The organism is Planctomyces sp. SH-PL62, assembly GCF_001610895.1.
Classification (GTDB): Bacteria; Planctomycetota; Planctomycetia; order Isosphaerales; family Isosphaeraceae; genus Paludisphaera.
Genome location: NZ_CP011273.1, coordinates 386,452 through 410,459, shown reverse-complemented (window position 1 = coordinate 410,459; position 24,008 = coordinate 386,452). Strand labels below are relative to the sequence as shown.

The following is a 24,008-nucleotide window of genomic DNA, read 5'->3' as shown; positions in this document are numbered from 1 at the left end:
TCGAAGGGGGGACGAGCGGGGGAGTCGTCGCCTGTTCGTGTCGTCCGCCTTGACGGTCCCCCTCATCCGGCCCTGCGGGCCACCTTCCCCCACCAGGGGTGAAGGCATGATCACGCCAGTCTTCCTTTGAACGAATGCAGCGACCTCGAATCCCGTATCCGAATCATGACATGAAAGGTGGTTATCCGTGCTTCTGTCTCTCCCCTGTTTGGCGCTGGCGTCCTGCCTGGCCCTGGCCGCGCCCCCGGATTCGTCGGAAGACTGGACGCCCCTGTTCAACGGCAAGGACCTGACCGGCTGGTACACGTTCCTCCAGGAGCACGGCCGCAACTCCGACCCGGACGGGATCATCACCATCGAGGACGGCGCGATCCACCTCTACAAGAACCACGAGGACAAGTCCAAGGTGGTGATGGGCTACATCGGCACCGAGAAGGAGCACGGCGACTACCACCTGCGGCTCCAGTACCGATGGGGCGACAAGAAGTTCGAGCCCCGCTACGCGCTCAAGAAGGACGCCGGGCTGTACTACCACATCACCGGCCCCGACGCCGTCTGGCCCCGGTCGTTGCAGTACCAGATCGAGGAGACGAACGTCGGCGACCTGATCGCGCTCTTCGGCATGCAGCTCGACACGACGATCGACCCCAAGACGCGCGACGCCGCATCGCCCGACTATCCGACGTTCCTCCCGGCCGACGAGGGAGGCGAACCGCGCGTCCTGGGGCTGAAGGGGATCGACTATCAGCATCGGCTGGCCGTGGTTCCCGAGCGCGAGGGCTGGAACGACGTGGAGATCATCTGCAAGGGGGCCGAGATCACCCACCTGCTCAACGGCAAGGTCGTGAATCGCGGCACCGCCGTGCGCTTCGACGACCCCGCCCAGCCCGGCGCCCCCAGGCCGCTGACTCGAGGCCGGATCGCCCTGGAGATCGAGGCCGCCGAGATCTGGTTCCGCAACGTCGAGATCAAGCCGGCCCGCTGAGGCCCGCCGCAACGGTCGCGCCGCCGCCCCGACGCGAGGCGGCGGCGACCGTTCGACGCGGCGCGCGTCAGGGTGCCAGTTCCACGTCGCCCGCCGGGTGGGGCTCGCCGTTCACGAGGATGCGCTCGACGCCCGGGACGGGCGGGGCGTGGAGCACGACCTTCCCCGGCTTGCGACGCCAGCGCGGGGCGAAGGTCACGTCGAGCGTCTTGCCGTCGGGGGTGAGGCCGAACGTCAGGTCGACCGGCCCGTACTCGGTCGGCATGTTCTCGAACCGCGTGCGGTGGGTCGGGACGATCCAGGCGGCGGGCGTCAGGCGGAGCAGGTGGAGCGCCTCGGGTTCGAGGGCGTCGTCGACGACCGACAGCCGCATGGCGTAGAACATCAGCGCGCCGGGGGCGGGCAGGGCGAAGATGCCGTGCCGGTGCTCGCAGCCGCTGAAAGTCTGCTGCGAGATCGCCCCGGAGAGCAGGGCGTAGGTGCCCTCAAGGAACCGCGCCCGGTCGCCCGAGCGCCAGGAGCAGAGGATGTTGAAGCTGTAGCAGGGCTCGCAACTGGAAATCTCGTGCGTCAGCACGGCCCGCTGGTGCATGTTGCCGCGAGGGTCGTAGAGCTTGACGTTGGGGCCCTCTCGGTAGAAAGCCAGGGCGCTCTGGATGAGGGGGTCGTCGGCGTCCACGAGCCCCGCATAGACGAGGACCAGGGGGCCGGCGTCGAGGAAGAAGGGGTGGCTGCGGTGGTCGGGCCCGGAGACCGTCGACGGCACGACCGGATGGGTCGCGCCCGCGTCGTCGGTCCAGGTGGGCGTCTTCGCCGCCGCCTCGCGGAAGGCTTTCAGGAAGGCGGCCTTCGCCTCGTCGGCCTCGCGGGCGTACTCCTCGGCCTCGGGGCGGCCGAGACGGCGAAGGAGTCGGACGGCCGTGTCGAGCCCCTTGTAATTCCAGGCGATGTTCCAGACCGCCTGGGTGACGACCTCGCTGTCCGTGGCGACGGCCGGCGGCAGCACGCCGCGAACGCCGTCGTGGTCGACGCGCGCCCGGCTCTCTTTGAGGAACGCGCAGGCCTTCAGGATCGGCTCGATCCAGCGTGCGACGAACGCCTCGTCGTCGGTCAGGAGCGCGTGCAGCGAGGCCGCGTGGAGGACGGCCCCGTGGTCGGTCAGCCAGTCGACCGAGCTGAGGTTCCGGGGGGCGCCGAAGTAGCCGGGATGCTTCGAATACGAGGCCCCCGGCGGCTTCACGGTCCCCTGATGGGTCCGGAAGATCTCCAGGTTCTCGGCCGTGAACTCGTGCCAGCCCAGGTAATCCATCAGCATATGCGAGGCCATGCAGGACGGGGTCGGCCAGAGGGTGTCGTAGTTCCACGAGCCCGTCAGCAGCGCCCGCTCGCCGTTCTCGGGGTTGGTCTCCGAGACGACCCGGGCGAGTTGGGCCGTGCGTCTCACGGCGCGGTTGACCTGGGGCTCGGGGGTGTCGATCGTCGCCGCGGAGGCGGGCCGCGACGTCCAGGCGGCGTCGGCCTCGGCCAGCGCGGCGTCGAAGCCCAGGTCGGCCTCGGCGCGGACCTCGGCCGGGTCGCCCGGGATCATCGGCAGGAGGATGTCCACGCGGTTCCCCGCCTTCGCCGGCTGGGCGACCTGGAGGAAGTAGTCGCGGGGCGCCTCGGGGCGCTCGATCAGCATGGCCGAGCCGCTGGTGGTCATGGCGACCAGGCGAATGCGGCCGTCGGGCTCGACCAGGCGGCAATGGGACAGCTCGCCCCTCGCATAGGAATCGCGGGTCAGGGCGCGTGGGTAGGCGGAGCGAGCGGGGTCGACGGTCAGGTTCAGCTCGTGCCACATGCTGCGCTGCACCGTGGTCGGGTCGCCCAGGTGGATCATCATCGTGGCCGAGGAGGCCGCATCGAACGGGTCGACGTGCTCGATCTCGAGCCGCATCCAGAGGTAGATCGGCTCCCGGCCCGTGCGCACCGGCCCGCCGCCGGGGACGTGCGCGAAGACCTCCTCGCGGACGACCACGCCCGTATTGCCGAACAGGGTCGTCATCGGCCATCGGGTCTGGAGCAGGGGCGCCGCGTGGGCGTCGTCCCAGGCCTGGAGGCCCACGCCGCCGTCGGGCCGGTCGGATAGCTGGAAGGGGGACGTGGCGCGGGGCGGGAGGTTCCCGTCCGGCGACGCGGTCAGGGTGAGCATCACCCCCTTGCCGACGAAGGGGTTCAAGTACGTCTTGATCGGGGTTCCGTTGATGTTCTGCAGCGGGTGCGGGTCGGCGGCGATGGAGCCGTCGTACAGGACGTTGAACCGGAACGGGTGGCCGGGCTCGCCCACGGGCGTCCAGACGTTCCGCATCGGCGGGAACCAGTTCTTCGCCGTTTCGAAATCCGGCTCGCCGGCCCGGACCGTCGCCGCGACCGCCAGGCAGGCCGCCGCGATCGCCAGGCGGGCCGCCGCTTCATGAAGTCTCGTCACCATCGCGTCTCCCTGCGGGTGTCTGGGGACCACGCCTTCGCGGGTCGTCGACGCGTCATGCTAAGTCGGTTCGCGACCGCCCGCCAGGCTTCGACCGGGATTCGAAGTTTCCCGTCCAGGAGGCTCCCGGCGCGGTTATCATGGCGGACGGTCGATCACCATCATCTCGAACGAATCCAAAGGGGGAGAGACGCATGCACGACGATCGAACGAGCGTGGGCGGCGGGGTCGAGGAGTTGGCGTCGGGGGTCTCGCGGCGGGGCTTCGCGGTCACGACGCTGGCCGTGGGGTTCGCGGCGGCGGTCCAGCCGGTCTCGGCCCAGACGATCACGACCGACGACGAAGGCCTGGAGGCCGGCGCGGTCGAGATCCCGACGGCCGACGGCAAGATCCCCGGCTATCGCGCCATGCCGAAAGCCGCGGGGCCGTTCCCGGTCGTCCTGGTCGTCCAGGAGATCTTCGGCGTCCATGAACACATCAAGGACGTCTGCCGCCGGTTCGCCAAGCTCGGCTACTTCGCGATCGCCCCCGAACTGTACGCGCGACAGGGGGACGTCTCCAAGACGACCGACTTCCGCGAGATCATCGGCAAGGTCGTCTCCAAGGTGCCCGACAAGCAAGTGATGTCGGACCTGGACGCGGCCGTCGCGTTCGCCAAGGCCTCCAAGGGGGACGTCGACCGGCTGGCGATCACCGGGTTCTGCTGGGGCGGCCGGATCGTCTGGCTCTACTCCGCGCACAACCCGAACCTCAAGGCGGGCGTCGCCTGGTACGGGCGGGTCGTCGGCGACCATGACGAACTCCACCCCAAGAATCCGATCGACGTGGCCGGCGAGCTGAAGGCCCCCGTCCTGGGCCTCTACGGCAGCGCCGACGGCGGCATCCCGGTCGCCAGCCTGGACCAGATGCGCGAGGCCGCCAAGGCCGGCAGGACCGAGGTCGAGATCCACGTCTACCCCGACGCCCCCCACGCCTTCCACGCCGACTATCGCCCGAGCTACCGCAAGGCCGAGGCCCAGAACGGCTGGAAGCGCCTCCTCGCCTGGTTCGAAAAGCACGGCGTCGCCGCGACCCCGCGCTGAGCCGACGAGACTCGCGCCCCGGCGCGAGTTGCCGCCGCCGGTTCCCGTGCTCGGTCAAGAAAGGTCTTCCCCCCTGGAGGGGCAAGACAGACGCCGAAGGCGTCAGACGAGGGGGGGGACGAGCAAGTCGAGCGTCGGGATTCGCAGTCCGGCCTTTCGAGAACGCCGACGGCTTCCGTGCTCGTCCCCCTCTCATCCGGCCCTTCGGGCCACCTTCCCCCGCCGGGAGGGAAGGACGTTAGAGGCTGGGCGAGAGGGCGATGGCGTTCGTGCTCGTCCTGGGGTTGATGGCCTGGGAGTCTGGATCGGGATTTGCATGAGAGGTTCGGACGACGGATGATCGAGTCCGTTCCGAGACGACGTCACGTCCCGAATCCGTGCAAGGAAACGATCCCATGTACTTCGGCGCCGATCCGCTGTATCTCCTTTTGGTCACCCCGGCGCTGCTGCTGGCGGGTTGGGCCCAGTCCCGGATCATGTCGGCGTATCGCGAGGGCTCGCGGTATCGGGCGTCGTCGGGGGTGACGGGGGCGCAGGCGGCGCAGGTGGTGATGCGGGAGGGGGGCGTGCAGGGGGTCGCGATCGAGCCGGTGGCGGGGCAGTTGACCGACCACTACGATCCGTCGCACAAGGTCTTGCGGCTGTCTTCGGGCAACTATTCGCAGGACTCGCTGGCGGCGGTCGGCGTCGCGGCGCACGAGGCGGGGCATGCGATCCAAGACGCGACCCACTATCCGCTGCTCGTCGTCCGCAACCTGATGGTGCCGCTGGCGGGGCTGGGGTCAAACGCCTCGATGCTGCTCCTGATCGGCGGGATCGCGCTCCAGTGGCCGACGTTGATGTACCTGGCGATCGGCCTGTTCTCCCTGGCCGTGCTGTTCCAGGTGGTGAACCTGCCCGTCGAGTTCAACGCCAGCCGACGCGCGCGGACGATGCTCCAGGAGTCGGGCCTGATCTCGCCCGAGGAGGACGTGGTCGTCGGCAAGGTCCTGAACGCCGCCGCCATGACCTACGTCGCCGCGACCCTCACGGGCGTCGCGCAGCTCGTCTACTTCCTGATCCGATCGGGCGCGGCGGGTCGAGGCGGCCGGAACGACGATCGGACGGCGTGAGCGTGAGCCTGGGCCCGCCCGGATCCGATCACGGAGCCGGCTTCGGCTCCTCGGGCTTCGCCGGGGGGTCGTCCTTCGAGGGCTCGGGCCTGGTGGGCCTGGGCTTTTCGAAGACGATGACGTGCTGCCAGGGGAGGAACTCGTGCGAGGTCTTGAAGTCGAAGCCCCGGGGCTCGACTTCGAGGCGCGCCTGTTCCAGGGTCATTTTGTGCTCGGGCTTGATGGGGACCTCGGGGTCTTCGCCGCGGAACTCGACGAGGACGAGTCGGCCGCCGGGCTTCAGGGCGGCGAGGAGGCCGTCGAGGAGCGTCTCCGGGTCGGAGCATTCGTGGTAGACGTCGACCATCAGGATCAGGTCGACCTCGCCGGCGGGGAGCTTGGTCTCGCGCTGGGACGCGAGCAAGGGGCGGACGTTGCGGACGCCGGCGGCCTTGGCGTTGTCGCGAAGCATCCTGAGCATCTGGGGCTGGACGTCGGTCGCCAGGACGACCCCTTCGTCGCCGACCCGGCGGGCCAGTCGTATGCTGTGATAGCCCGCGCCGGCGCCGACGTCGGCGACGGTCATGCCCGGGGCGACTTCGAGGGCGTCGAGCATCGCCTCGGGCTGCTCCTCCTCCACGCGGGTCTCGCGGAACAGCCACTCGACGCCCTGCCACGACATGACGTCGGCGATCCGCCGCCCCTTGTAGAAGCCGGGGCGGTCGCGGCGGGGGGCCTTGGCCTTGGCCCGCGCGGGGGGTTGCGGTTTCACCTCGCCGGACGGTTCCGGCGCGGGCTGCTGGGCCCTGGCGGCGGGCGCGGTCAGGAAGGCGCCGGCGCAGAGGATCGCCGCGAGGAGTCGTCCGGTCGAGTTGGTCATGGTGTGGTCGCTCAGTCGCCGAAGGCGTAGCGGACGATGCAGTAAAGGGCCTGGAAGCCGTCCTTGACCCCGATCTTCTTCCCTTCCCGGTAGGTCCGGCCGTGGTAGGAGACGGGGATTTCGTAGATCCGGCAGGCGCGGTCGCCGCCGTTCTCGTCCTTCATGCGGAACCGGGCCACCTTGGCGGTGACTTCGGGCTCGAAGCCGAAGCGGTTGCTCTTCAGCGGGATGTTCTGGATGATCTCGCGCTTGAACAGCTTGTAGCAGACTTCCATATCGGTCAGGTTCAGGTTGGTGAACATGTTCGACAGGAGGGTGAGGACCTTGTTGCCCACCGAGTGCCAGAAGTAGAGCACGCGGTGGGTCTCGCCGACGAACCGGGAGCCGAAGACGACGTCGGCGCGGCCTTCGATGATCGGCTGGAGCAGCTCGGGGTATTGCTCGGGCTCGTATTCGAGGTCGGCGTCCTGGACGATGACGACGTCGCCGGTGGCGTGCTGGAAGCCGGTGCGGAGGGCGGCGCCCTTCCCCTGGTTGACCTGATGGAAGGCGACGACCAGGTCGTCCTGGGTCGCGGCCAGCTCGCGGAGGATGTCGGCGGTGCCGTCCTTGGAGCAGTCGTCGACGAGGATGATCTGCTTGCGGATGGGGACGGCGCGGACGCGGCGGAGGATCTCGTGGATGGTCCGCTTCTCGTTGTAGACCGGGATGACGACGGAGAGCAGGAATTCGGCGGGGATGGGATAGACGCCGATCTTGCGGCAGAACGACGCCCCCAGGTTCTTCAGCAGCCACTCCCGGCGCTCTTCATCGATCATGAAGTTCGGCTTGTCGGAGGGGTGATCGCCGAGGGTTTCGGGGCCATCCAGGGTCGGTCGGGTGGAAAGGGCGGGGTCGAGCGACATCGTTGAAAACCTCCTGGGGGTCGAATCCGCCGCATACGGCTCGGGGGCGATCCTCGCCGCCCGGGGCCCGTGGGGCCGCCGTCACGGACCGTCACTGGGATGATCCGGCGATCTCATGATACGCCGGAGGTCGAAATCAAGGGAAGGTCGGAGCCCGACGCGGTCGGCCGTCGCGGTCAGGGCTCCTCATAGTCATAGTCGAGGTCGGGGCCGCGGACGGCGCGACCGCCGGGCTTGCGGGCGGGGGCCCTGGCGGACCTGTCGTCCAGCTCGTCGGCCGGGCTCCGGGCGACGTCGGGGGCCGGGGTGCGGGCGCGGCCCCGGGCGCGGCTGGCGACCTCGGCGTCGAGGAAGACGAGGACCTCGGTGCTGCTGGGCGCCCCCAGGGGGGTCCCCAGCCAGCCGCCTTTCTTGTCGATGACGCCGGGGTGGATCCCGCCGCTGAGCAGCAGCGTCTGGCCCAGCGGCCAGCTCTTGACGGTCTGGTCGAGCCGGGTCTGGTAGGCGACCGGGACGTCGATCGACATCTCGCTGGAGCCGACCTCGCGAGGGGCGATGATCTTGGTCCGCTGGAACGCCTGCACCGAGTTGACCGTCAGGTCGACGGCCGCGTCGAGGGCGTCGCCGTCGTAGGTGAGCAGGGGGCTGAGCCGCAGGACGACGGACTCTTCCAGCTTGTCGGACTTGGGCTGGAAGCCGGTCCCCGCCGCGCTCTCGCGCTGGATGCCGCCGGAGTAGGTCCGGGGCTCGAACGTGCGGATCGTCAAGGTCTGGCCGTTGACCACCTCCACCCGCTGGTCGACCAGGCGGCGGAAGCCCTGCTGCATCTGCATCTGGGAGAGGACCAGGGCCGCGTCGTCCATGCGCAGGGTCCAGATCTGCTGCCCCTGGGGGCCGCTGCCGACCGGCTCCAGACGCCAGTAGACCGTGTGCCGCCAGCGGGTGTCGACCGCCGCGACCACCTGGATGCGCAGCGACAGCACGTCCTCGATCGAGTCCGTGAACCGCTCGACCACCTCGTCCACCTGGTCGAGCACCTCGGGGCTGTTGTACGCCCGCAGCTCGCTCTTGCTGGCCGTCAGCACGGCGGTCCTCTCGCCGTGCCAGTCGGCCGTGCCGGTGCGCCGGAAGATCCAGTCCAGGATCGCCTTCTGGGGCGCCTTCTGCTCCTGGGCGGCCTGCGTGTAGCGCGAGATCGGGTAGCGCCGCCACTGGAAGCCGGGCTCGTTCACGAACCCGGCGGGGGGGGCGTCGGCCGAGTCCAGGGGCTCGCCGGCCGCCGGGTCGGCCGAGGCCGTGGTGGAGCCGGCGGGGCGGAATTCGAGGTCCTCGCGGGGGCGGGACTTTGGCGCGCGCCGCCTGTCCTCCTGCGCCAGGAGCCTCGACGGCGCGAGGGCGCCCAGCAGAGTCGTCAGCTTCAGCGCGGTGCGGCGATCCATGCCACGAGGCCTCCTTGCCGGTTGGGGCGGATCCGGACGGCTCGCGCAGGGGAGGGGCCCGTCGCCGTCAGCTTCGGCGCCGACGGACCCGACGCTCCCCGCGCGATCATCGAGCGGAAAACTAGCAGACCTCGAAAAACGACTCAAGTCCAATCGCCGATCGACCGAAAGCCCCGCGACTTGACGCCCCGCATGACGCGATGGTCTAATCGGCCTGCTTGACGGGCGTCCCGGGGGGTCGGCTTCGGCTCGGCCCCGGAACGGGAAGAATAGGGAAGCCGGTGAGAATCCGGCGCGGGGCCGCCGCTGTAATCGGCCGGAAGCGCGAGCCGCAGGGCCACTGCCGCAAGGTGGGAAGGCCGCTCGACGCCAGGCCGAGAGCCAGAAGACCTGCCCGTCAGGCTCCTCATTGCTTGGGATGCTTCGGCCGCGAGCATCCGGGCGAGCGCGTACGCAGGCCTTCTGCTCCCAGCGACTCACCGGAAACGACGACCTCCCATCCCCGCGCGGGACCCCCTGCGCGCGTCTTCCCTCGGAGTCCCAACCATGCGCCTCGCGTCCGCTTCTGCTCGAATCCTCGCCGTCATCCTTTCCTCCTCTCTCGCCGTCGTCGCGTCCGCCCGCGCGGGGGACGTCTACACGACGACCACGTTCGAGAATCTCCCCGGCCTGACCGCCCCCGAGAGCATCGTCAACGACGCCGGGCCGTCACGGGCCTTCGACATCGACGGCAACCGGTTCAACAACTCGTTCGACGACACCTGGGGCCCGTACTGGGACGGCTGGGCCCTCTCGAACCAGACGACGCCCCTGAGCACGGACCCCAACCTCGACTTCCTCAATCAGTACCTGGCCGCGCCGGGATCGGGCGCGGGGGGATCGGCCAATTACGCGATCGCCTTCTCGCCGGAGAGCGCCTACCTGACGAGCTACGCGACGATCGCGCTGGCCGCGGGACAGTCCGCCTACTCGATCGACGTGACCAACACGCTGTACACCCAGCAGGCCGTCACCCAGGGCGACGGCTGGGCGCGAGCCTTCGCCGCGGGCGACTTCTTCCAACTGGCGATCGAGGGCCTCGACGCCTCCGGCGCCGTGATCGGCTCGGTCCTCGTCACCCTGGCCGACTACCGGGCCGCGAACCCCCTCGACTGGTACGTCGTCGACAAATGGCGCACGATCGACCTGACCTCGCTCGGCTCGGACGCCCGGACCCTCCGCTTCAACTTCGAGTCCACCGACCTGGACCGCAACGGCGAGGCCCGGACGCCGCTCGTCGCCGCCATCGACAACCTCACCACGTCCGCCCCCGGAACCGGGACCGCCGTCCCCGAGCCCGCGACCTGGACCATGCTGGGGCTCGGCCTGGCCGGAATCGCCCTGCATCGCGGCCGTCGACGCGCGGCCTGACGCTCTCGGCGCTCCTGGCGCTTCAGGCAGAATCCACAGGCGCAGGAAGTTGAAAGGAACCCGCTAAACCGGGGGGACTCCGGGAACCGATACCTGGAACGAACCGAAACGACGCGCCGGGGCGGACCTCGCCTCGGCGATCCGGCGGATCGCGGGCGACGGCGGAGCCGTCCCAGGAGTGGGCCCAGGATGTTCCATCGAATCGCGGCGGTGCGGCGCGGCCGATCCGTCATCGGCCAGGCGTTGGCGGTCGGGCTGTTGAGGCTGGCGACCGCCTCGACGGCCCTCGGCCAGACCCCGGAATTCGACGTCCCCGACCCGCCCGGCGTCAGCGAGGGCCGGAGCGCGCTCGGGCCGGCGGTGGGGGCCTCGGGATTCTCACCGTTCCAGGTCGAGTCGGCCGTCATCGGCGGGCGCCCGGGCCCGTCGAACACCCGGGCTCCGCTGGACTCCGGCACGCCCCCCCGACCCGCATCCGCCGCGAGGGGCTCCCGGACTTCCGCATCCCGGCGATCCCCGAGGCCGACGTGCCCGCTTACGGCGCGCTCGACCTGCCGGCCGCCGACGTCCCCGTCGGGCCCGAGACCGGCCTGTCGCTCGACGACGCCGTCAACCTGCTCCTCCAGCAGAACCTCGACCTGCTGGCGCTGAAGTACGAGGTCCCGATGGCCGAGGCCGACGTCCTCACCGCCGGCCTCCGCGCCAACCCCATCTTCTACGCCGACGCCCAGCTCGTCCCGTATGGAAGTTTCAACCGCGAGCGGCCCGGCGGCCAGACCCAGTACGACATCAACATCACCCACCCGCTCGACGTCAACCGGAAGCGGCAGGCCCGGCTCCAGGTCGCCGAGGTCGCCAAACGCGCCGTGGAGGCCCAGCTCCAGGACGCCGTCCGCCGCCTGATCGACAACCTCTACACGGCCTTCATCGACGTCGCCGCGGCCACGCTGACGCGAGAGTACAGCCTGAAGTATCAGGAGGGGATCGATCGCCTCCTCTCCATCAACGAAGACTTGTTGGACAAGCAGCAGATCGCCGAAGACCCGGTCTTCGCCCTTCGCGCCCAGAGCGAGGTCGCCAGGCTCCAGGTCCGCGAGGCGAGCCAGGCGGTCGTGCGAACCACGCGCTCGCTGGCCCAGGTCCTGAACATCCCCCGCGACCAGGCCCTCTCGATCGAGATCCACGACAAGCTCCGCGACGAACGCCCGCTGCCGATGGCCGAGGCCGAGCTGATCGCCGTCGCGATGGAGCGTCGGCCCGACCTGGCCGCCCAGCGGCTGGGGGTCATGCGCTCGCACGCCGACGTCCGCCTCGCCGAGCGCTCGCGACTCTCGGACTTCTACCTCCTCTACCAGCCCTACACCTTCCAGGACAACACCCCGGACGGCCTCAAGCCCGCGCGATCATGGGCGGTCGGCCTGACGGCGCCGCTGCCGGTCTACAACCGCAACCAGGGGAACATCGCCCGCGCCCGGTTCAACGTCGACCAGACCCGCATCGAACTGGCCCGCCTGGAACGGCAGGTCCAGGACGAGGTCGCCGAGATCGCCCACGAATTCGAGTTGAGCCGCCAGGCCATGCTCGAATCCGAGCGCCAGATCCTCCCCGCCGCCCGCCGCGTCCGCGACGCCGCCTATCGACGCTGGCAGGGAGGCGAGACCAACATCGTCGAGTTCCTCAACGCCCAGCGCGACTTCAACGAGCGGGTGCGGGGCTACCGAGACGCCATCGTCCGCCATCGCCGCGACGCCCTGGACGTCAACTCGGCCGTCGGGGCCCGGATCCTCCCCTGACGCGATCCGGCCCCGACGAAGACGTCGCGAGCGGGGCGTCAGGCGGCGGGCTCGACCGCGACGACCCGCTCCGCCTTCCGGCGGCCGTCGAGGCTCCAGGCCCCGCCGCCGTTGGCGATCAGGAAAAGCATCGCGCCGGCCATCGACAGATTCTTCATGAACTGGATCGTCTGCTGCTGGGCCGCATCGCCGCTCAGGTTCCAGAAGTCGTGGAAGTAGTACGTCGTCGGCACGAGGAACAGGAACAGCAGCAGGGCGCCGATCCGCGTCTTGTACCCGAGGACCACGGAGACGCTCCCGGCGACCAGGAAGAGGATCGCTGGCGCGAGCAGCAGCCCGGGCGCCGGGACGCCGTGCGACGCCATGTACTCGGTCACCGCGCCGTAGTTCGGGATCTTGTTCCCGACCGCGCTCAGCAGAAAGATCGTCGAAAGCGCCACCCGCCCCGCCACGCTCAGCAGACCCTGAATCGTCGGATGCATGAGAAACTCCTGCGGACATGAAAACCTGAAACCGTTTTAGGCAAACACCCCTTCCCCCTGGTGGGGGAAGGTGACCCGAAGGGCCGGATGAGGGGGACCATCATCGCGGAGGAAGCGAGAAAGCGACGATCTCCGTGCTCGCCCTCTCGATCCGGCCTCGCATCGACATAAGTCGGCTTTGAGTGTTCGCGGCCTCGGCTCAGGCGAGGTCGAAGAGCATGACCTCGGCGGGCTGGACGGCCCGGAGGTCGAGGGACGATTGGCGGCTGACGGACGCGCCGTCGCCGGCGTCGAGGGTCTGGCCGTCGATCTCGACGGAGCCCTTCAGGACCTGGAGCCAGGCGTGGCGGCCGTCGTCGAGCGGGCGGCTCAGCGCGGCGTCGGCGTCGAGGTTCGCCAGGTAGATCGACGCATCCTGATGGATCCGGAGCGAGCCGTCGAGGCCGTCGGGCGAGGCGACGAGCTGCCACGCGCCGCGCCGGTCGGCCTCGGGGAACGCCTTCTGTTCGTAACCGGGCTCCAACCCCCGTCGATCGGGCAGGAGCCAGATCTGATAGAGGTGGACCGGTTCGTCGGCCGACGCGTTCATCTCGCTGTGCCGCACCCCCTTGCCGGCGGTCATGCGCTGGAATTCGCCGGCCCGAAGCTCCGACGCGTGGCCCATGCTGTCGCGATGGCCCAGCGCCCCGGAGAGGACGTAGGTGACGATCTCCATGTCGCGGTGCCCGTGCTCGCCGAACCCGCCGCCGCCCTGGATCACGTCCTCGTTGATGACGCGAAGGACGCGGAACCCCATGTGCTCGGGGTCGTGATACGTGTTGAATGAGAAGGTGTAGGCCGTCTGCAGCCAGCCGTAGTCGGCGCCGCCTCTGTCAGCCGCCTTACGAATCGTGATCATGGCTCGAACTCCTCATATGAATCGCGTGCGTTGGAAACCACCGGTCGACGCCCAGGGCTCCCCCGGCGCTACGGCCCTTCGAGCGGCTCGCGGACCTTGTCCAGCAGGCGGACGAAGGCGTCCAGCTCGGTCGCGGTCAGCGGCGAGCAGACGCGGGCCTGCAACTCCTTGAGGGGGGCGTCCAGCCCCTTGAGGACCGCCTCGCCCCTGGGCGTGATGACCACGTGGATCACTCGCCGGTCGCTTTCGCAGCGTCGGCGCTCGACCATCTCCAGCTTCTCCAGGCGATCGATCAGGCCGGTGATTCCGGGGGTCTCCGTGAGCATCCGCTCGGCGATCTCCAGGATCGGCGTCGGCCCGCCGAGCCCCCGGAGGATCCGCAGGACGTTGTACTGGGCGTGCGACAGGCCGTGCTCGCGGAGCAGCCTCCCGGCGTGCGACTGCACGCGATCCGCCGTCCTCACGAGATTCAGCATCGCCGCCTCCTCCTTCGCGCCGAACGGCTCCCGCTTGCCGATCCTCCGCCCCAGGTCGCTCCCCGACATGACCGCCTCCCCCATCACGACCCACTTGCTTGACCCGTATTTAATTTACACGTCAACTATCGTCGAGTCAACCTTCGGCGACGGATTCCGCTGGACGGGGCGGGGGCGTGCATGGTGTGATCGGCGGTCGGCCGAGGGCCGGGGAGGTTCTTCGATGACGACGGGGGACGAGGCGGGGAACGTCCGGTTCCCGTGCGAATGGTGCGGCCTGATCGTGGTCGCGCCGGCGATCGTCGCGGGGGGGCGGGGGCGTTGCCCGCACTGCGGGGCCGTCCAGCGGGCGCCGCGCGGGACCGCGCCGGAGCCCTACGCGCTGGCGGAATCGCCGCCGGCCGCGATCCCGGCCCCGGAGCCCTCGCCGGTCCCCGCGCCGCGTCCGACGAGGTCCTTCTGGCGGGGCTTCTTCCACGAGACGGCCCGTCGCGGCAACGTCCTGGAGGCCGAGATCCTCGCCCTGGTCCTGCTCAGCGTGGCCGACCTGATGACGACCCATCACCTGCTGCGAGCCCACCCGAAATTCTACGAGTCGAACCCGATCGCCCAGTTCGTCTTCGTCAGGTGGGACATCGCGGGGATGACCGTGTTCAAGTTCTCGGTCGTCGCCTTCGTGGTCGTCGTCGGCGAGGTGGTCGAGCGCCGCCGCCCCGGCCTGGGTCGATTCGTGATCCTGACCGGCTGCCTGGCGACGGGCCTGGTCGTGCTCCAGGGGATGCGGCTGGCCTTCGGGCACTTCGGCGGGGAGTAGGCGGCCGGCGCTCATCGCCGCCGGCCTCGACGGTCAGGCCGGCTTCGCCTTCAGGTCCGGCAGGAAGGCGGTCAGCACGCCGATCAGGGGCAGGAACGAGCAGACGTGGTAGACGTACTCGATGCTCGTGCGGTCGGCGAGCACCCCGAGCACGGCGGCGCCGAGGCCCCCCATGCCGAAGGCGAATCCGAAGAAGAGGCCCGCCACCAGCCCCACGCGGCTGGGGAGCAGCTCCTGCGCGTAGACGATGATGGCCGAGAACGCCGAGGCCAGCACCACCCCGATCGGGACCGTCAGGACGACCGTCCAGAAGAGGTTCGCATAAGGCAAGACCAGCGTGAACGGGACGACGCCCAGGATCGAGCCCCAGATCACCGCCTTGAACCCGATCCGATCGCCGATCGGCCCGCCCGCCAGCGTACCGGCCGCCACCGCCCCCAGAAACACGAACAAATAAAGCTGCGACGATTCGACCGAGACGCCGAACTTGTCGATCAGGTAGAAGGTGTAGTAGCTCCCCAGGCTGGCCATGTAGAAATACTTGGAGAAGACCAGGACCAGCAGGATCGCGACGGCCCAGCCCACGCGGGCCCGCGACAGCCCCTCGCGAGGGCCGGCGGTCGCTCGCGCCGCGACCGCCCGGCCCGCGACCAGCCGGCGGTCGTACCAACGTCCCACCGCGTAGAGGATGGCGATGGCCGTCAAGGCGGCGGCCGAGCACCAGGCGATGCTCCCCTGGCCGAACGGCATGACGACGTAGGCCGCCAGCAACGGCCCGAGCGCCGTCCCCGCGTTGCCGCCGACCTGGAAGAAGGACTGCGCGAAGCCGTGCCGCCCCCCGGACGCCAGCCGGGCCACGCGCGAAGCCTCCGGGTGGAACACCGACGAGCCCACCCCCACGAGCCCGGAGGCCAGCAGGATCGCCCCGAACCGGTTCGCCCCGGCGAGCATCAGCAGGCCGACGAAGGTGAAGATCATCCCGAAGGCGAGCGAGAACGGCCGCGGCCGACGATCCGTCGAGATCCCGACCACCGGCTGCAACAGCGACGCCGTCGCCTGGAAGGTGAACGTGATCAGCCCCACCTGGGTGAACGTCAGCGCGTACTTGACCTTCAGCAGCGGATAGACCGCAGGCATCAGCGACTGCATCGCGTCGTTGAGCATGTGCGACACGCTGAGCGCCGCCAGCACGGCGGCCGCCGTCCCCTCCACGGCCCGTCGATCGATCGAGACCACGACCCCATCACCGCTCTCCACCATGCGCCCCTCCCTGAACCTCGCCGCGAAAGCGTCGCGACCGGGGTCCTCCCCCCGACATCGACGATCCCCAGTCTAAGAAAAGACGGCGCGAGCCGCCGCGCGGTTCGCCGAGGCCGCCGTCGATCGCGTCTTCGCGAGGCCCGCGCCAAGGTTGCGGCCGGTTCGACAACGGTTGTACAATCGTCGCCATCCCTCGTCTTCCGGTCATTCGCCCCCCCACAGGACGCCCGCCCCATGCCCTCGGCCCCCCTCCCGCGCGCCTCGCGGCTCGCCGCCCCGGTCGCCCTTCTGCTCGGCCTGGCCCTCGCCGCCCCGGCCCGAGGAGACCTGCCCAAGGTGCCCGACGGGTTCAAGATCCGCCTGGTCGCGGCGGTGCCGGCGGTCTCGTACCCGTGCCAGCTGGCGACGGCCCCGGACGGCTCGCTGTTCGTCGGCGAGGACCCGATGGACCAGATCGGGCCGGCCGACAAGCCCATCGACCGCGTCCTGCTGTTCCGCCCCGGCCAGGAGCCGACCGTCTTCGCCGAGGGGCTCAACGCCGTCTTCGGGATGCTCTGGCGCGACGGCGCGCTCTACGTCATGAACATGCCCAACCTGACCGTCCTCCGCGACACCGACGGCGACGGCAAGGCCGACGAGCGCAAGGAGCTGTTCACCGACATGGGCGTCGGCCCCGGCTTCCCGAACATGCTCAACGACCACATCGTCTCGGGCATTCAAATCGGCATGGACGGCTATCTTTATATCTCCGTGGGGGACAAGGGCGTCCCGAAGGCGACGGGGCCGGACGGCCGGACGATCCAGCTCAAGGGGGGGGCGTGGTCCGCTGCCGCCCCGACGGGACCGACCTGGAGGTCCTCTCCAACGGCACCCGCAACCACCTGGAGCCGAACCTCGACGCCCGCGACGACCTGTTCACCTACGACAACACCGACGACGGCCTCGGCTGGTGGACGCGGGTCGTCCACCACGTCGACGGCGGCTACTACGGCTATCCGTTCGACTACCACGACCGCAAGGACAGGATCCTCCCCCACATGGCCGAATACGGCGGCGGCTCCCCCTGCGGCGGCGTCGTCTATGAGGAAGACGCCTGGCCCGAGGAGTACCGCGGCCGGGCCTTCTGGGCCGAGTGGGGCAAACGCGCCGTGCGGGCCTTCCGGTTCAAGCCCAAAGGGGCGAGCTTCGAGGTGGCCGACGTGATCGACTTCGTCCAGCCCGGCGAGGTCGAGGACTTCCGGCCGATCGACCTGGCCCTCTCGCACGACGGCCGGACGATGTACGTCGCCGACTGGTCGATGGGAGGCTGGGGCGAGAAGAAGGACATGCTCGGCCGCGTGTACGCCGTCACGCCCGACGAGGCGGGCGGGCCGATCGCGACGAAGCCCCGAGGCTCCGACGCCGATCCCGTCCCCGCGCTGATCGCCCAGCTCGACCACCCCGCGCGGTCCGAGCGACTCCGCGCCCAGCGGGCGCTGATCGCCCACGGCGAGGCCGCCTACGACGACGTGACGGCCGCCCTGGCGAAGCCCGAGACCCCCGAGGTCGCCAAACGCCACCTGACCTGGACCGTCGCCGGGATCGCCCCCCGATCCCCTCGCGGGGCCGAGCCCCTGATGGCGGCCCTGAAAGATGAGGCGGCCGACGTCCGCGCCCAGGCCGCCCGCGCGATCGGGCTGGAGTTCGGACCGATCGCGACCGACGCCCTGATCGAGCGGCTCTCCGACCCCGAGCCCGTCGTCCGACTCCAGGCGGTCATCGCCCTGGGACGCCTCGGCGCGTCGGAGTCGGTGGCGGCGCTGATCCCGATGGTCGCCGACCCGGACGTCTTCCTCGCCTTCTCCGCCCGCAAGGCGCTGGCCCGGATCGGCGACTGGGACAAGGTCGGCCAGGGCCTCGCCTCGCCCGACGCCCAGGTCCGCGAGGGGCTGCTGCTGGCCCTCGAAGGGGTCTACCGCAAGGAGGCCGTGAAGGTCCTGGCGGACTTCGCGGTGGGCGGCGGCGAGCCGGCCGACCGGGCGATCGCGGTGCGGCGGCTGGCCTCGGCGGCCCGCGAGACGCCCCCGTGGGACGGCAAGTGGTGGGGGACGCAGCCCGCCAAGGGGAAGGCCCCGGCGAAGACCGTCGACTGGGAGGAGACCGCGACCGTCCTGGGCGCGCTCCGAGCCCGGCTCGAGGACCCCGCGCCGGCCGTCCGGATCGCCGCGGCCGACGCCGTGACCACGGTGGATGACCAGGAGGCGAAGGCCCTCGTTCGGGCCGGATTCGCCAGGGACGCCGATCCCGAGGCCCGTGCGGCGCTCGCCCGGGCGCTCGGCGGGCTGCAAGACGCCGAGGCCCTGCCGGATCTGGCCGCGGCCCTCCGCGACCCGAACGGGCCGGCGGTCGTTCGCGACGCGGCCCTCCAGGCGGTCGAGGCGATCGGCGGCGAGCCGGCCACGACGGTCTTGCTGGGAGTCCTGGACGATCCCTCGCTGGGCGACGACCGCCGCAAGGGGGTGGTCGAGGCGCTCGGGCGGTTCCAGTCCGGCGCGGCGGCCTCCGCGCTGGTCAAGACGCTCGACAACCCCGCCCCGGCCGTCCGCGAGGCGGCCGTCGAGGCGCTGGCCGCGGTGCTGGAGAAGGTGAAGCGCGAGGCCCCCGCCTCCCTCATCAAGGCGCTGACCTCGTCGCCGGACCCGAATCGGGGCGTGGGCGTCGGACCGGCCCTCGCGGCGATCCGGGGCCGTCTCGAAGACCCGGCCCTGGAGGTCCGCAAGCGGGCCGTCGAGGCCCTGGGGAAGCTGGCCGACCCGGCGTCGGTCCCCGCCCTGATCGCGGCGGCCGACCGCGACGACGTCCGGTTCGAAGCGGTCGAGGCCCTGACCGCCACGCCCGACCCGGCGGCGATCCCGGTCTACCTTGGCGCCCTGGGCGACAAGAGCCCGGTTCTTCGGAAGCGGGCCGCCGTCGCGCTCGCCCGGCTGAAGGACCAGTCCGTCCCCCGGCTCGATCAGCTCGCCGACCGTCGCGAGCTTCCGGCCGCCGCCTTGCCCGACCTTCGCGAGTCGTTCTCGGTGGCCGAGCCGATCCGGTCGTGGCGGCTCGCCGGCCCGTTCCCGAAGGACGCCCCGCCGCCGTTCCCGCTCGTCGGGGAGATCGACCCGGACGCCGAGATGGACGGTCTCGACGACCGCAAGATCGGCTGGAAACCGTTCGAGCCCCGCGACCCTCGCGGCCGGGTCAATCTGGCCCGCATCTACGGCGGCGACTCGCAATCGGCCTTCGGCGTCGCCGACGTCGAGAGCCCCTCCGACCGCGTCGCGGCCGTCGTCGTCGGTTCGGACGACACCCTGACCGTCTGGGTCAACGGCGAGTCGGTCTATGATTTCTCCAAGAATCGGAGCTACTCTCCCGAGTCAGACCGCTTCGAGGTGAAGCTCAAGGCGGGGGCCAATCGGATCGTCATCCGCTGCGGCAACGGCGGCGGACCGTGGGACTTCTCGGTCGCGGTCGCCGGGGCGGCCGACTACGCCTTCCTGAAGGATCCGGCCGCCGGCGGCTTCGACCCCGAGGCCTACCGCGTGGAGGCGCTGAAGGGGGAGGGCGACCCGATGAAGGGGAAGGTGATCTTCGACGACCTGAAGGGGCTCGCCTGCGTCAAGTGCCACGCCGTCGGCCCCGGCGGGGCGACCGTCGGGCCGGAGCTGTCGAGCGTCGGGGCCAAGTATCCGCGAGACGAGCTGATCACGGCCGTCCTGTTCCCCTCGGCCAAGATCTCCAGCGGGTACGAGCCGGTCGTCCTGGCGCTGGACGACGGCCGGGTCGTCTCCGGAGTCCTCAAGTCCGAGACCGCCGAGGCCGTCGAGATCCAGGACGCCGACGCCAAAGTCGTTCGGATCGAGTCCGAGCGGATCGAGGATCGCAAACGAGGCGACGTCTCGATCATGCCCCCCGGGCTGGCCGAGGGCCTCGCCCCCGGAGACTTCGCCGACCTGATCGCCTACCTGGAGTCGCTCAAGGACGTCAAGCCGGCGACGGCCCCCGCGCCCGCCGGCCCCTGACGGGAGGGCCGCCGCCTTCGTTCCTCACCTCCAGGGGGCGGGCGGCGGCCCCAGCCCCCTGGACGCCGCACCGGCGCTGGCGTACGATCGACGCCTGAACTCTGGCTCAAAGCGACCAGGGGACGACCGAAGCGGAGAGCCACGTCCGTGAGCCAGCCGAGCAACGAGTCGACCGCGGAGGGGGAACCGTCGCCGTCGCGACCCGACCGTTTCGCGAGCCTGCCCGACCCCCGATCGGCCCCGTGGTGGGCGTGGGCCATGCTCGGATTTCTCTTCCTGGCCCATGTCCTGGCCTCGGTCGACCGCTGGCTGTTCACTGCCTTGCTCCTCCCCCTGGGCCGCGAGCTGGACCTCTGGGAAGACCAGGCCGATCGCCTGGAGACCCTGCCGCTGGTCGCCGCGGCGCTCGTGGCCCCGACCCTGGGCTACTTCGCCGACCGCATCCGACGCCCCCGCCTGCTGGCGCTGGGGATCGCCGTCTTCGGGCTGGCGAGCGTCGGCACGGGGCTGGCGGGCTCGTTCGAACCGCTCCAGCGGGCGAGGGCCCTGGTGGGGATCGGCACGGCCACGTTCAGCGTCGTCGCCCTGACGATGCTGATGGACCTGTTCCCCCGGACGGTCCGGGCCCGGGTGCTGGCGATCTACTTCCTGGCCGGTCCCGTCGGCGCGGCCGCCGCGTTGGGGCTCGGTCCGGTCCTGGCCGACCTCACCACCTGGCACACGGCGTTTCTGATCGCCGGGGCGCCGGCCCTGATCCTGGCGATGGCCAGCCTGACCCTCCCCGACCCGGTGCGCGGGGTCAGCGAGGGGGTGCCCGTCCCGCTGCTTCGCCGGCATGAGGCGCTGGGGGCGAGCGGGGCGGACTACGTGGACCTGATGGTCAACTCGTCGTTCACCTACTCGGTCTTCGGCCTGACGTTCACCGGGTTCGCGATCGGCGGGCTGTTCGCCTGGCTGCCGACGTTCCTGGTGGGGGTGCGCAATCTGTCGGAGCCCCAGGCGGCGCTGGTGACGGCCACGCTGCCGCCGGCGGCGGCCGCCGTGGGCCTGCTGGCGGGCGGCTGGCTGGCCGACCGTTGGGGGCGAACCGATCCTCGGGCCGACTTCCTGGTCGCGGCGACGGCGGCGATGGCGGCGGCGCCGCTCTGGCTGGTGATGGTCCTGGGGCCGGGCCGGACCTGGCAGTTCGCGGTGCTGTTCGCGACGATCGCCCTGCTGTTCGCCACGATCGGCCCTTGCTACGCCATCCTGGCGTCGGTCGCCGCGCCGAACCTCCGCGGGGTGGCCTGCGGCTCGGCTCTGGCGGTCTCGCACCTGCTGGGGGAGGCCTGGTCGCCCCGGCTGATGGCCTGGGCCGCCGAGGTCTTCGGACAGGCCGACGCCATGGCCACCCCGTTCGGCCGGGCGCTGGCGGCGATGGGGGCCGTCCCCCGAGTGATGGGCGGGCGTCCCCCGGAGAACCTGTCCGCCGCGCTGCTGGCGGCGGCGCCCACCCTCCTGGCCGCGTGCTTCGTGCTGGCCTGCGGGGCCCGCCACCTGCCGCGCGAGTCGGCCCTGATGCTGGGCAACCTCCGCGCCGCGGCGCCGAGGCCCGCCGCCCCCCGCGCCGAGGCCGCCCCCGGCCCCTGAACGCGAGCGCGAGCCCGGATCGCCGAAACACCTAGACACGTATCAATCCTAAACGTCTCTTTACTCGATGATTTTGGAGAACCTTTCAAGATGTCCACTCCCATCCGCGTCGCGATCACCGGGGCCGGCGGCCAGATCGGATACGCCTTGCTGTTCCGGATCGCGTCGGGCGCCCTGTTCGGCGCCGACCGCCCGGTCGCGCTGCAGCTCCTGGAAATCACGCCGGCCCTGCCGTCGCTGAACGGGACGATCATGGAGCTGGAGGACTGCGCCTTCCCGCTGCTGACCGACGTCAAGGCCTCGGACAAGGCCGAGGTCGCCTTCGCCGACGCCGACTGGGTGATCCTGGTGGGGGGCCTGCCGCGCAAGGACGGCATGACCCGGGCCGACCTGATCCGGGCCAACGGACCGATCTTCACCGGCATGGGCAAGGCGGTCAACGAGGTCGCCGGGCCGAACGTCCGGGTCGTGACCGTGGCCAACCCGTGCAACACCAACTGCCTGATCGCCAAGTCGCACGCCCCCAAGGTCGCCGCCGATCGCTGGTTCGCGATGACCATGCTCGACCAGAACCGGGCCACCGCGCAGATCGCCCGCAAGGCCGGCGTGCCGGTCTCCTCGGTCAAGAAGGTGACCATCTGGGGCAACCATAGCGACACCCAGTACCCGGACTACAAGAACGCCGAGATCGCCGGCGTGCCGGCTCCGAAGGTCATCCGCGACGACGCCTGGTTCACCGACACCTTCATCCCCACCGTCGCCAAGCGGGGCGGGGCCGTCATCAAGGCCCGCGGCGCCTCCTCGGCCGCCTCGGCCGCCAACGCCGCCATCGACACCGTCGCCAACCTCTACCACCCCACCCCGACCGACGAGTGGTTCAGCACCGCCGTCGTCTCCGACGGCAGCTACGGCATCCCCTCGGGCCTGATCTACAGCTTCCCGCTCCAGTCCAAGGGCGAGGGCGCCTGGTCCATCGTCCCCGACGTCGCCATCGACGACGACGCCCGGAAGCGCCTCGACGCCTCCGCCGCCGAACTCATCTCCGAACGCGACGCCGTCAAGGACCTCCTCGGCCCCGCCCTCTGACGATCCGCGAATCAAACCGAAAATTGGCTTCGCTCCACGAGCGAAGCCAATCGCGATTTCCGGGGCAAGTCCTTTATTTTCAAGGACTTGTCCCGTTTTCAATTGGCTTCGTTCGCGCACTTCCTTCACCCCCGCATTCGGCCGATCTTCCGGTGTACATCGGATTGCCCAGGAGCGACGCCGCGCAGCGTCCCTTACCTTGACCATGCGCCCGAATGCGCCCCGGCATGCGCGATTCCGTCGGCCGTCGACGAAGCCGGAAGCCGGCGACGTCATCCCTCCCCCCCTGATGGCAGAAGTAGGCCGAACGCCGGGCGAGGGGGACCATCATCCGGACTTCGGCCGTCTTCTCCCACCAAGGGTGAGGGCATGATCGCAACGCGACGGCCGCGGTTCAGGCGGGATTTCGGCGCAGGCGGGCGCCGGCGAGGGTGATGGCGGCGGCGAAGACGAGCCAGGCGGCGGGCTCGGGATTGTGATAGATCCGGGCGCTGAGGAGGCGGGCGTCGAGCGAGAAGGAGGACCCGGGGGAGGCCGCGAATTCGTGATGGAGGTCGGGGACGAGGAGGCTGTGGCTCAGCTCGTCGTGGGCGAAATGGCCGGCGGTCGGAAGCGGAGGGGTGTAGGGGGGGTGGACCTCGTAGCCGACGACCCCGTAGCGCAGCATGGGCTCGCCGTCGGCGCGAAGGACGACCGAGGCGAAGCCCTGGATCGTCGCGAGCAGCGGGTCGGCGAGGCGGACGCCGTCGACGGCCTCGACGCGGACCTCGATCCGGAACGTCCCGCTCCCTTCCGTGATCCCCTGCGGGGCGGCGTCGATCACCAGGCGGCCGAGCGGGAAGTCGACGGTCGAGCCTTCGGGCAGCGCGTCGGGGAAGGAAGCGGCCGGGAATGGCGAGGCGGACTGGACGGTCCGGCCCTGCACCCCCTGAAACGTGAGGCCGGGGAGCGGCCACGGCCCGAAATCGTCGAGCCGGGCGGTCGTGCTGTAGGAGAATTCGTGTCGCGGCCCTTCGGGCGCGGCCGAGTCGATCGGCGAGGCGAATGCGTCGCCCCCGACGGCCAGGGCGAGAGCAAGGGCCGACAGGGTCCACGCGCATACGGGGCGGCGGTTCGGCGACATCCCATCCTCCTTGATGCGAGCCGATCATGATGCGAGGCGGCGGCGAGCCCGGCGCAGCCATCGGGCCTCGGCGACTCTAGTCGATCGGCGGCGCTCGGTCAATGTATGGCGAAGTGTCGGGCTCGATCAGGGCAGGGGGCGGGCG

General features: G+C 70.5%; 18 protein-coding genes and 1 riboswitch. Of the genes, 9 read left to right on the top strand and 9 right to left on the bottom strand.

From position 1 onward, the window contains the following. The first annotated feature begins 187 nt into the window (after positions 1-187). Positions 188-985, top strand: coding sequence for a DUF1080 domain-containing protein (locus tag VT85_RS01575; RefSeq protein WP_082858277.1), 798 nt, complete (start codon positions 188-190; stop codon positions 983-985). A 67-nt stretch (positions 986-1,052) separates the two neighbouring features. On the opposite strand, the gene VT85_RS01570 is transcribed toward VT85_RS01575, so the two are convergent. Beyond that, positions 1,053-3,455: a hypothetical protein gene (locus VT85_RS01570; protein WP_068409577.1), complete on the bottom strand. Its 2,403-nt coding sequence runs from the start codon at positions 3,453-3,455 to the stop codon at positions 1,053-1,055. A gap of 191 nt (positions 3,456-3,646) precedes the next feature. Here VT85_RS01570 and VT85_RS01565 point away from each other — a divergent pair, with 191 nt between their 5' ends. Further along, complete coding sequence (locus tag VT85_RS01565) at positions 3,647-4,534, top strand: dienelactone hydrolase family protein (RefSeq protein ID WP_068409575.1); 888 nt, start codon at positions 3,647-3,649, stop codon at positions 4,532-4,534. 395 nt (positions 4,535-4,929) lie between these two features. Continuing rightward, a complete protein-coding gene (locus VT85_RS01560) occupies positions 4,930-5,646 on the top strand; it encodes a zinc metallopeptidase (RefSeq protein WP_068409574.1) in 717 nt (238 codons plus the stop codon). Between the two features lie 28 nt (positions 5,647-5,674). Here the strand turns inward: VT85_RS01560 and VT85_RS01555 are convergent, their stop codons facing one another. The 3 genes from VT85_RS01555 to VT85_RS01545 form a co-directional block, all read right to left on the bottom strand. Next, positions 5,675-6,505 carry a class I SAM-dependent methyltransferase gene (locus tag VT85_RS01555; protein ID WP_068409572.1) on the bottom strand — a complete coding sequence of 277 codons (831 nt, stop codon included), beginning with the start codon at positions 6,503-6,505 and terminating at the stop codon, positions 5,675-5,677. An 11-nt stretch (positions 6,506-6,516) separates the two neighbouring features. After that, positions 6,517-7,410 carry a glycosyltransferase family 2 protein gene (locus tag VT85_RS01550; protein ID WP_231871442.1) on the bottom strand — a complete coding sequence of 298 codons (894 nt, stop codon included), beginning with the start codon at positions 7,408-7,410 and terminating at the stop codon, positions 6,517-6,519. Between the two features lie 176 nt (positions 7,411-7,586). Further along, on the bottom strand, positions 7,587-8,849 hold the full coding sequence (locus tag VT85_RS01545) for a hypothetical protein (RefSeq protein WP_197491033.1): 1,263 nt from the start codon (positions 8,847-8,849) through the stop codon (positions 7,587-7,589). Positions 8,850-9,077: 228 nt separating this feature from the next. Beyond that, positions 9,078-9,262: riboswitch (cobalamin riboswitch) on the top strand. Between the two features lie 133 nt (positions 9,263-9,395). On the opposite strand from VT85_RS01545, the gene VT85_RS01540 reads away from it, so the two are divergent. Both VT85_RS01540 and VT85_RS01535 read left to right on the top strand, forming a co-directional pair. Further along, positions 9,396-10,259 (top strand): DUF4465 domain-containing protein, encoded by an 864-nt coding sequence (locus tag VT85_RS01540; protein ID WP_068409570.1) that lies wholly within the window; start codon positions 9,396-9,398, stop codon positions 10,257-10,259. Positions 10,260-10,786: 527 nt separating this feature from the next. Beyond that, complete coding sequence (locus VT85_RS01535) at positions 10,787-12,052, top strand: TolC family protein (RefSeq protein ID WP_068409568.1); 1,266 nt, start codon at positions 10,787-10,789, stop codon at positions 12,050-12,052. Positions 12,053-12,090: 38 nt separating this feature from the next. Here the strand turns inward: VT85_RS01535 and VT85_RS01530 are convergent, their stop codons facing one another. The 3 genes from VT85_RS01530 to VT85_RS01520 form a co-directional block, all read right to left on the bottom strand. Further along, positions 12,091-12,534 carry a DoxX family protein gene (locus tag VT85_RS01530; RefSeq protein WP_068409566.1) on the bottom strand — a complete coding sequence of 148 codons (444 nt, stop codon included), beginning with the start codon at positions 12,532-12,534 and terminating at the stop codon, positions 12,091-12,093. A gap of 199 nt (positions 12,535-12,733) precedes the next feature. After that, complete coding sequence (locus VT85_RS01525) at positions 12,734-13,432, bottom strand: pirin family protein (RefSeq protein ID WP_068409564.1); 699 nt, start codon at positions 13,430-13,432, stop codon at positions 12,734-12,736. 68 nt (positions 13,433-13,500) lie between these two features. Beyond that, a complete protein-coding gene (locus VT85_RS01520) occupies positions 13,501-13,977 on the bottom strand; it encodes a MarR family winged helix-turn-helix transcriptional regulator (RefSeq protein ID WP_068409562.1) in 477 nt (158 codons plus the stop codon). Between the two features lie 154 nt (positions 13,978-14,131). Between VT85_RS01520 and VT85_RS01515 the strand changes: the two genes are divergently transcribed. Continuing rightward, on the top strand, positions 14,132-14,722 hold the full coding sequence (locus tag VT85_RS01515) for a DUF5658 family protein (protein ID WP_068409560.1): 591 nt from the start codon (positions 14,132-14,134) through the stop codon (positions 14,720-14,722). A 33-nt stretch (positions 14,723-14,755) separates the two neighbouring features. Here VT85_RS01515 and VT85_RS01510 read toward each other — a convergent pair whose 3' ends face one another. After that, on the bottom strand, positions 14,756-15,982 hold the full coding sequence (locus VT85_RS01510; RefSeq protein WP_068409558.1) for an MFS transporter: 1,227 nt from the start codon (positions 15,980-15,982) through the stop codon (positions 14,756-14,758). Between the two features lie 818 nt (positions 15,983-16,800). Between VT85_RS01510 and VT85_RS01505 the strand changes: the two genes are divergently transcribed. From VT85_RS01505 to VT85_RS01495, 3 genes are all read left to right on the top strand, one after another. Continuing rightward, positions 16,801-20,025, top strand: a complete 3,225-nt coding sequence (locus VT85_RS01505; protein WP_156512610.1) for a HEAT repeat domain-containing protein — start codon at positions 16,801-16,803, stop codon at positions 20,023-20,025. A gap of 147 nt (positions 20,026-20,172) precedes the next feature. Continuing rightward, entirely contained in the window at positions 20,173-21,654 is a 1,482-nt protein-coding gene (locus tag VT85_RS01500) for an MFS transporter (protein WP_068409556.1), read from the top strand. A gap of 90 nt (positions 21,655-21,744) precedes the next feature. Then, positions 21,745-22,740, top strand: coding sequence for a malate dehydrogenase (locus tag VT85_RS01495; protein ID WP_068409554.1), 996 nt, complete (start codon positions 21,745-21,747; stop codon positions 22,738-22,740). Positions 22,741-23,134: 394 nt separating this feature from the next. Here VT85_RS01495 and VT85_RS01490 read toward each other — a convergent pair whose 3' ends face one another. Further along, entirely contained in the window at positions 23,135-23,863 is a 729-nt protein-coding gene (locus tag VT85_RS01490) for a hypothetical protein (protein WP_068409552.1), read from the bottom strand. Positions 23,864-24,008 lie beyond the last annotated feature (145 nt).

Excerpts from the sequence above, each read along its gene's own strand:
- VT85_RS01570 (WP_068409577.1), bottom strand. The coding sequence starts at position 3,455 with ATGGTGACGAGACTTCATGAAGCGGCGGCCCGCCTGGCGATCGCGGCG.
- VT85_RS01565 (WP_068409575.1), top strand. The coding sequence starts at position 3,647 with ATGCACGACGATCGAACGAGCGTGGGCGGCGGGGTCGAGGAGTTGGCG.
- VT85_RS01560 (WP_068409574.1), top strand. The coding sequence starts at position 4,930 with ATGTACTTCGGCGCCGATCCGCTGTATCTCCTTTTGGTCACCCCGGCG.
- VT85_RS01555 (WP_068409572.1), bottom strand. The coding sequence starts at position 6,505 with ATGACCAACTCGACCGGACGACTCCTCGCGGCGATCCTCTGCGCCGGC.
- VT85_RS01550 (WP_231871442.1), bottom strand. The coding sequence starts at position 7,410 with ATGTCGCTCGACCCCGCCCTTTCCACCCGACCGACCCTGGATGGCCCC.
- VT85_RS01545 (WP_197491033.1), bottom strand. The coding sequence starts at position 8,849 with ATGGATCGCCGCACCGCGCTGAAGCTGACGACTCTGCTGGGCGCCCTC.
- VT85_RS01540 (WP_068409570.1), top strand. The coding sequence starts at position 9,396 with ATGCGCCTCGCGTCCGCTTCTGCTCGAATCCTCGCCGTCATCCTTTCC.
- VT85_RS01530 (WP_068409566.1), bottom strand. The coding sequence starts at position 12,534 with ATGCATCCGACGATTCAGGGTCTGCTGAGCGTGGCGGGGCGGGTGGCG.
- VT85_RS01525 (WP_068409564.1), bottom strand. The coding sequence starts at position 13,432 with ATGATCACGATTCGTAAGGCGGCTGACAGAGGCGGCGCCGACTACGGC.
- VT85_RS01520 (WP_068409562.1), bottom strand. The coding sequence starts at position 13,977 with ATGTCGGGGAGCGACCTGGGGCGGAGGATCGGCAAGCGGGAGCCGTTC.
- VT85_RS01515 (WP_068409560.1), top strand. The coding sequence starts at position 14,132 with ATGACGACGGGGGACGAGGCGGGGAACGTCCGGTTCCCGTGCGAATGG.
- VT85_RS01510 (WP_068409558.1), bottom strand. The coding sequence starts at position 15,982 with ATGGTGGAGAGCGGTGATGGGGTCGTGGTCTCGATCGATCGACGGGCC.
- VT85_RS01495 (WP_068409554.1), top strand. The coding sequence starts at position 21,745 with ATGTCCACTCCCATCCGCGTCGCGATCACCGGGGCCGGCGGCCAGATC.
- VT85_RS01490 (WP_068409552.1), bottom strand. The coding sequence starts at position 23,863 with ATGTCGCCGAACCGCCGCCCCGTATGCGCGTGGACCCTGTCGGCCCTT.